The sequence below is a fragment of the Bifidobacteriaceae bacterium genome (genome assembly GCA_031281585.1).
Classification (GTDB): Bacteria; Actinomycetota; Actinomycetes; order Actinomycetales; family WQXJ01; genus JAIRTF01.
In genome coordinates, this window is record JAITFE010000013.1 from 1 (window position 1) to 8,015 (window position 8,015).

General features: G+C 69.7%; 6 protein-coding genes. 3 read left to right on the forward strand and 3 right to left on the reverse strand.

What is annotated here, in order from left to right:
* The coding region (locus tag LBC97_00855) for a helix-turn-helix transcriptional regulator (GenBank protein ID MDR2564609.1) at positions 1–217 on the reverse strand (217 nt) is incomplete at its 3' end.
* A gap of 335 nt (positions 218–552) precedes the next feature.
* Here LBC97_00855 and LBC97_00860 point away from each other — a divergent pair.
* The 3 genes from LBC97_00860 to LBC97_00870 all read left to right on the forward strand — a co-directional run bounded on the left by LBC97_00860 (position 553) and on the right by LBC97_00870 (position 4,145).
* Entirely contained in the window at positions 553–1,776 is a 1,224-nt protein-coding gene (locus LBC97_00860) for an HNH endonuclease (protein ID MDR2564610.1), read from the forward strand.
* A 72-nt stretch (positions 1,777–1,848) separates the two neighbouring features.
* The gene (locus tag LBC97_00865; protein MDR2564611.1) at positions 1,849–3,672 is read left to right on the forward strand and encodes a beta-propeller domain-containing protein; all 1,824 of its coding nucleotides are present in this window, start codon (positions 1,849–1,851) and stop codon (positions 3,670–3,672) included.
* A 92-nt stretch (positions 3,673–3,764) separates the two neighbouring features.
* The gene (locus tag LBC97_00870; GenBank protein MDR2564612.1) at positions 3,765–4,145 is read left to right on the forward strand and encodes a hypothetical protein; all 381 of its coding nucleotides are present in this window, start codon (positions 3,765–3,767) and stop codon (positions 4,143–4,145) included.
* Here the strand turns inward: LBC97_00870 and LBC97_00875 are convergent.
* A complete protein-coding gene (locus tag LBC97_00875; GenBank protein MDR2564613.1) occupies positions 4,108–7,188 on the reverse strand; it encodes a WD40 repeat domain-containing protein in 3,081 nt (1,026 codons plus the stop codon). The two genes, LBC97_00870 and LBC97_00875, sit on opposite strands and share 38 nt — an antisense overlap.
* A gap of 133 nt (positions 7,189–7,321) precedes the next feature.
* Positions 7,322–8,015, reverse strand: a 694-nt coding sequence (locus tag LBC97_00880) for a hypothetical protein (GenBank protein MDR2564614.1), incomplete at its 5' end; no start/stop codon positions are given.

The window sequence follows — 8,015 nt, forward strand, 5'->3', positions numbered from 1 at the left end:
AACGCGCGCGGACCCTTTGGGGCAGCGACTGATCCATCAGGATCAGCCCGATGTCGTCCTCGCCCCAGTCGAGGAGGTTTTCCAGGGCCTCGATTTCCCCGAACACGTGCAGCGCGCGCGCCCAAAACTGGATCGGCACGCGCCCGTCGCCCTTCTCCATCCGGCGCACGGTAGTGAGCGAACAGCCCATGCGTTCGGCCAGGGAAGCCTGCGTGATGCGGGGACAGCCAACGGTCTAGCCGGCCTAACCGTTTCCACGGGAGCGATTATGCAGCGTAAACGTTTCGATCAGAGCATTCACAATGCTCAGTGGATTCGGTCGCGCAGTGCCCGGCCGGCGAACAGATTCGGTCCGGACCGGCACCAATACACCGCGACGGCGAGGGCCGCGATCCGACACCCGGAGAAGACTCTTGCGGGACAAACGCACGGCCTTGCAGATGGCGCCGCCAAGGCAGTTGGCGGCGCGTCAGAAGAGCCGAAATGTGAAGATTGACGCGCATTATTTTTCTGGCTATTGGGCTCATGGGGCAACGGTTGTATGATTAGTTTATGACCCCGGACAACCCCCGTGACGCGATCCGGGCGCTGCTCGCGGAGGCCCAAGAGCAGACCCGCCTGGCCAGGATCGCGGAGGCGCGGGCGGCCCGGTCGCTGGCCCAGGCGGCCCGGGTCGCGGACCAGGCCGGGCTGGCCGGATGGGCGGTCGTCGAGGAGCACGCCCTTTCGAACGCCATGACCCGGGGCGAGGCCAGACAACTCGCCGCCGCCGGGGATTCAGGCCTGGACCACCCGGCGTTCCTAGACGCCCAAGAACGTGGCCAACTGACCACCAAAGCCTGCGCGGCCATCCGAACCGCCGCCGGCCGCAGCCAGAACCCCGAGGTCCAAGCCCAAGTGCGGGCGTTCGGACTCAGCCTCGCCAAGAGCTTCCCCGCCGGGAAGGTCCGGGCCGGAGCCGAAAAGCTCGCCGCCCTGCTCGACCCGGCCGCGTTCGCCAACGGCCACGAACAAGAAACAGCCAAACGCGGCGTCCGCCTCATCCCCCGCCCCCACGGGATGGCGGAGCTGCGGGCCTACGGGCCCGCCCACCAACTAGCCGCCGTCATGGCCGGCGTCGACGCCGCCGCCCGCAAAATCCAAAGCCTCTGCCGGCAAACAGGCACAACGTGCAACGCCCGCCAAACCGGGTTCGACGCCTTCTGCGCCATCTGGAAACCCTGCGACGACCCGGCCGACCGCGCCAAATCAGTCAACCAAATCATGGCCCGCCCCCACCTGCTCGTCCACATCGACGCCGCCGCCCTCCTAGGCGCCGCCAAAACCCCCGCCCTCCTCGGCGGGCAAACACCCATCCCCGCCCACATCGCCCGCCAAATCGCCGAAAACGCCACCTGGCAGGCGCTGGTCGAAGACGCCGGGCGGATCGTCGGGCTCGGCCACCGGATCCACCCCCCAGGGGCCCTCCCAGACCCGGAAGACTGGCCCGCCAACACCCTCGCCAACAACACCTACCAAGCCCCACCCAAACTCCGGCTCCTGTTGGAGGCCCGCGACCAAGGCTGCGTCGTCCCGAACTGCACGGCACCCCCCGAAAGATGCGAAACCGACCACCGCACCCCCTACGACCCCACCAAACCCGCCAACACCCAAACCACCGGCGCCAACACCCAACTCCTCTGCAAAACCCACCACCAATTGAAAACCCACCACGGCTGGGACCACCAATACAACCCCGCCACCGGCCAAACCACCATCACCACACCACACACCTGACCATTCGCCGGAAGGCCGACCTCTGTTACCTTTGGGCCCGCTCGGCGCAGTTACTGGTTGGGGGTGTTCTCAATGACTGAAGACCGACTAGGAAGGCGGCCAACCCTTTCCGTGGTCGCCATCGCGTTGGCCGGGGTTGTCACTCTAGTCTTGGCGGCCCTGCCGTTGACGCCCTGGTTCAAGGGCCGCGCCCCGCTGCCGCCAGCCCAAGCGGACCAGCCGACCAAGGCCAGCGACCCCGACGACTACTCCGAGATCTACGCCGCCGTCGCGGCGCTGGCTCCCAAGTCAGGCGTCCGTTGCGGAACGGGGGAGCCCGTGACGGCGACCTTCCAAGGCGGCGCCGGCATCGAAGAGGCGGACCTGGTCAAGACGGACGGCGAGTCGCTCTTCGTCGCCTCCGGCAACCAGGTGGCGATCGTGGAGGTGGACGGGGCTGGGAGCCGGACGGTCGGCATCGTGCGATTGGAAGAGGCGTTGCGCGCGGCGCCCGCGCTGCGAGACGCGCCGGACGTTGTGCTCGCCGAATTGGGCGCCGTGGATCTTCTGGCGGACAAGGACACCCTGGTGGTGCTGGTCTCCTGGTCGGTCTTGGACTACGGCCTGGCGTACGAGGTCTGGGACGGCCAGGACTGGGCCGCGGCGGAGGCATGGGATCCGGTGACCCTCGCGGTGCTCTACGACGTGTCAGACCCGGCGGCGCCCCGGCATCTGGAGACGTTCTCCCAAAGCGGCGGTTACGCCGGAGCGTACCTGAAGGATGGAGCGCTGTTCCTGCTCAGCGGCCACAGCGTGGGTCTGGGAAGGGAAATCGCCCAAGGCGACCCCGCGAGTTTCGTGCCCGTGATCGGCGAGACGTCCGGCTCTTCGCCGGTTCCGGCCGGGCAAGTCCTCGTCGGGTCGAACCCGAGTTCACCGACCTACGCCCTCATCACGGCCGTCGACCTCGCCGCCCGCAAACGCCTGTCCAGTTTGTCCGCCCTGGGCGTGGGCCCCGCCCACGTCTCCGAGAACAGCCTGTGCCTGGCCGCAGCCGTCGCCCACGACGATGGCACCACCACAACCGACGTCTGGCGGGTGCCGTTGGACGCCGACCGGCTGGCCGTCGCGGCGCGCGGCTCTCTGCCGGGCTGGCTCGGACGCGCCGCGCTGGACGAGCACGACGGCTACCTGCGCGCGCTGACCAGCGAATGGATCCCCGACGAGTTGGTCAACGGGTTGTGGACGGGCCACGTGGAGGACGGCCTGACCGTGCTGGACTCCGCGCTGAGCCAGGTCGGGGAGGTCAGGCCCCTTGGCGGCCCGCCCGCCGTCTCGGCGCGGGTCACGTTCGCCGGCGACCTGGCCTACGTGACCGCCGAAGGCGAGGCCGATTCGCTGTTCGCCGTGGATTTGAGCGATCCGACCCGGCCGCGCGTACTGTCCGCGCTGGACACTGACGGATACGTCCCGTCGTTGCGCCCGCTGGCCGACCAGGGCCTCCTCGGCGTGGGCTGGCTCACCGACGAATCCCAACTGACCGCCGAGGGCAAGTTCCCCCGCCTCCCGAAGCTGTCGCTGTTCCAGGGCGCCGGCCAGATCGCCGAGACGGCCACCCTGGAGCTTGACGGCCTGGACTCGGTTGACGACGACGCCCTCGTGGCGGACCCGGCGCGCCGGGCGTTGGGTTTGCCCGCCGATGCCGTCCAAGGGCCCGCGTACTTGGTGGCCGGTTACGGCAGCGGCAGGCTCACGGAACTGGCACGCCTGGACGCCGTCCGGGGCCGCGCCGGAAGCTCCCTTTCCTACCCGGTTCGCGGGGTCTTCCTGGGCGGCAGCGTTTACGTCTGCTCCAGAGGCGGCGTGGCCGTCTATTCCCTGGACTCCTTCGCGGAACTGGCCCGAATCACGTTCTGACCGGATGCTAGGGTAACCCCCATGCCTGGGCAGTCGACCTTCGCCCCTGACGATTCGGACAAGAACCGGGCCGCCCGGCCTGCGGACGGCCCGTGGACATGACGACGGCCACCTGGGTGCTGAGGGAGTCGACCGACGAGCAGCGGCGGCGTTGGCGCGAAATGCGTTTCCCGACTCTGCTTAACAACACCTCCAACGCCGGCTACTCAACCCACGCCCTTGACGAGGACACGGGACGCTATCTGCTGCTGGGCGACCACGTGAGCGACTCCATAGTCCGGTGCTCGGGCGAGGAGGAGTGGCTGCACCTGTTCTTTGACGGTCGCGGCTTCCACAAAATCCGCTCGACCATCTTCAACCGATCGGACTTCTTCCACACGGGCGTGCCCGGCCCCGGAGACTCGATCGGCGCGCCGGAGCACCTTAGCGCGGATGTCATCGAGGCGATGCTGGTGCTGGCCGACCGGCGCTGACCGCGAACACCGCCAGTCCGCCGTCCGAGCCGACCGCGATCAATCCCGGTCCCGGCACGCTCAGGCACTGGGGCGAGCCGGCCAGCGGAATCACGGCGACCGGTTCGGCCAGGCCCGCGCCCGGATCCCACAGCCGAACCGACGTGTCATAGCTGATGGTGGCCAAGAGGCACCGGTCCCCCACTGGCACCGTCGCCACCGAGCGAACCTCGCGCGGGTGGCCGGCAGAGGATTCGGCGACGCAAACGCGGCCCAGCAGGTTCCACAGTTGGACGCGCCCGGATTGGTTGCCGGTGGCGAGCAGTTCGCGGCCTCCCACGCGGACCGGCGCGGCGGCGGTCAGACGGTCCATCCGCAGTTCGCCAAGGGAAGACGGGGGCGCGCCGGACGTCGGGTCCCAAGTCGACACTTCCCAATCATGGACTATCCCAACCACCGTCCGGCCTTGGACCGTGGCGCCGAAGAGCCCCTTCACCTGGCGCCACTCCCCCGCCTGCGTCGCCGCCACGCAGACAGGCGCGGCCACATCCCACAGTTGCACCGCCCCCTCATGGCCGCTGGCGATCGCGAGAACCCGCCGGCCGCCTAAGTCGAGTTCCGCCATCGCGCCGACCGTCGCCCCCGCGGCCGTCTCCAACTCCGCCAGGCACCGTCCCGCCGCCAGGTCCCAGAATTGCACCAACCCGCCGTAACCGCCCACCGCCAGCGTGGTTCGCCCCTGGACATGCGCCTCGGCCAGGGAAGATGGGCCGTCTGTGCTCCACGGCCTGATATTCCCGGCGGCAACCCGCGCCTCGGTGTTCCAAACACGCAGTTCAGAGCCGTAGTTGGCAGTGGCCACCAACGTGTTGACCGCAGCCATGCGCGCCACCAAGCCGATGGTTTGACCGTCATGGTCGGGAGGGTCTTGGGCGGGGTCCCATAGCCGCAGCGTGCGCCGGTTGCCGCCCGTGGCAAGAAGCGAGCGGCCGCCGGCCCGCACCGGTTCGAGCACCTGGACCCAGCCGTCCAGCCAGGTGAGGTCCGGGGTGAGCCGTTCCTCCGTGGCCAGGTCCCACAGCCACACAGACCCGCCGCGACCGCCGACCGCGAGCGCCTCGCGTTCCCCCACGCGAATAGGCGCCAGGGCGAGAACCGCCTGCCTGTCGCCCTGGCCGAACCGCACGGTCTGACCCGTGGCCGGATCCACGAGCCGCACGCTTCCGTCTGAACCGCCGCACGCCAGCAGCGCCCGGCCACCCCATTGGACCGTTCTCAGAGCATGGACGGGGCCGTCAAAGTTCACGATGCCGTCTGCCGCCGCCTGCCCCGCGGCCAGATCCCACAGGCGCACCGTCGCGTCGGCATACGCGACCGCCAGCCGCTCACGCCCGTGGACCGGAACCGTTGCCATGGCCAAGACCCGGCCCTGGCCGGCGGCGATTCCGGAGCCGAAAAGAGTCCCGGTGGCGGGATCCGCCAACCGCACGGCGCCGTCGCTGCAGCCGCAGGCGAGCAACGTGCGCCCGCCCGCCGAAACCACCGCAAGGCTCTTGACCAGGCCCCGTGCGAGTTTCAGCAACACTCCGAGCGGCCGGCGGCCGGCCAGGTCCCACAGGCGCACAGTCCTGTCGTCGCCGGCCGTCGCCAGGATTGTCCCTCCAACCAGCGTCATCGCCAGAACGGCCTGCGTGTGGCCGACCATCGGATCGCCCAAGGGCCTGCCCGTCTCGGGGTCCCATATTCGCACCGTCCCGTCGGTCCCGCCGACGGCCAACCTCCAAGCGCCGCCGGCGTCCTCGAAGCACGCCAGCGCCAGAACCCCCGTCACGACAGGGAGGGCACGCTCAAACCGGGCGGCTTTGGGCACCGCCCAATCGACCGCCACCCGCACCCCGCCCGCAGGCGTGGCAAACGGCGGCGGGGCAGCGGATCGCGGGTGACGCCACGCCTCCGCTTCCCGGATCAAGGCCCGCTCGGCCGGCGACTCCAGCTCCTCAAGCCAGCGCGTGGCGCTTGCCACCGCCGCCACATTCGCCGGGACGGCGCCGTCCCCGAAGCCCGCGCTCGCCACCGCCGCTCGAACGCGTTCGAAATCCAGGTGGTCAAGGATCGGCGCGCGCCGCTCGACCTCGAGCCACGGCGTGCCGCCGCCCAGCGCGCAATGCGCTGGCAGGTGACGGGCGATGTACGGGTTGAGAACGGCATCGGCGGCAAGCTGTGACCAGGCCAACTGCGCGAGCGCGCGGGCGATGCTCGCGTGAGCGGCCCGGGCGCCACCCAGCCGACTCTGCGTGATCGCGTCCCGGATCTCGGGGCTGGCCGGACGCCAAACCTCCTGGCCGAAGTCCAGGTCCCGAGTCAAGAGCGCCTGGCCGTGGCGGCGAAGGGCGTTTTCCAAATCACCGGCGGTGACGTCCGAGTCGGCGAGCGCCCGAGCCATGGCCAACCAGACGCCGTCGTCAACCGGCACCCCTTTGCCCTGCGCCAGGGCCGCCGCCTGGAGAACGGCCGCGTCCGCGCCCTGGGCCTGCGCGAGGGAGTTGTCGACGGCGGCCGGCCCTGGGGGCAGGTCAATCCGAAGGCCCGGCCCCAAGGCTTTGACCAGCGGCGCGTCGGGATTGTCGGGAACGCCCAGGCGCGACTCCACCGCTCGGCGGCTGCCGACCAGGACGGCGGCTCCCTTGGTTCGCGCGAGCGGCGCCAGAAGGTCCACCGCCACGCCGTACGGGTCCTCGGCGCGGTCCAGGTTGTCCACGGCGAACAACACCGGCCGCCCGGCACCTTCCGTCAGAGCGAGCAGGCGTTCCACGGGCGCGGCCTCGGCGTGCCGGGGCGCGTCCCAGTCCCCCGCGAAAACGCCCCGGCCCAACGCCTCGGCGATCTGATCCGCGGTCCACCCCTCGGCGTTCACCGGCGCGGCGCGCTCGGCCGCCTCCGCCAGCAGCGCCGACTTCCCCGCCCGCGGGTCCCCCGTCACCACCAACAGCCCGCCCACGCCGGAGGCGAGCCACTCGGCGATCTGCCGCCGCTCCGGAGAACCGGCGGCCGGGGGTGTGCGCACATCAGAATGGTAGGGGACTCAGCGAAAGCCAGCGTTATCGAAGTCCCCGCCCGCGAATAGCCAGGCGCGGCGTCCCTCGCCACCAGGTCGAGCGCTCCGAATAGACATGTCTATGTCACTTAGTCACCGGCAGTCAGCGACGCCGCAGGTAACGGACCAGCCTCCTGACAGCGCCAAGGCTGAGACCCGCGATCATCGCGACGAAGATGGCAGCGGCGCGCTTCGGGGCCGTCCGTCCCTCGGCGATCATTTCTTGCACAATCATCACGTCCGTAGCCAGCATCATCACCATGAGAATGCTAAATGCCACTATTCCAAAGACCGCGAACACGCGGCCGACCGTGGACGGGCGCCGAGGCGGGATCGGAGGCAAAGCCTGGAACTGCCCCGGATAGCCGGGAGGCGGCCCCGAGCCAACGCCGACTGCGGGGGGAACCGCGACCGTCGGCATGGGCGGTGGCCGCTCGGGGATCTCATCCGGATCCCTGGCAGGCAGCCGCGCCAGCAGACCGGTGCCGACCGCCGCGTCAATCTGGTGTATTGCAGCGGGCTCCATGGCCCACAGGTTCGGCTCGACTCGCATCATGTTGCCCCTGCGAGACACCAACAAGCGGCCTCCGTCCGGATACGCCCCCACCGCCACGCAGTCCCGGTAATAGACGCTGCCAGAGCCGTCCGGGCCGGTGATCGAAACGCCCTCGGCGCCCAGAACCAGGTGGACCTCAGGGTCCGAGTGGCGGGGATACCGTTGCCCTTGTACAACCGCACCCGAACTGAAGCTAACGGGTGTGAAACCAGCCCATTGACCGGAGCTGCCCTCCGGCGTC

What these genes read in the sequence shown, in the direction of transcription:
- LBC97_00860 (MDR2564610.1), top strand. Translation starts at nt 553, where the DNA reads ATGACCCCGGACAACCCCCGTGACGCGATCCGGGCGCTGCTCGCGGAG.
- LBC97_00865 (MDR2564611.1), top strand. Translation starts at nt 1,849, where the DNA reads ATGACTGAAGACCGACTAGGAAGGCGGCCAACCCTTTCCGTGGTCGCC.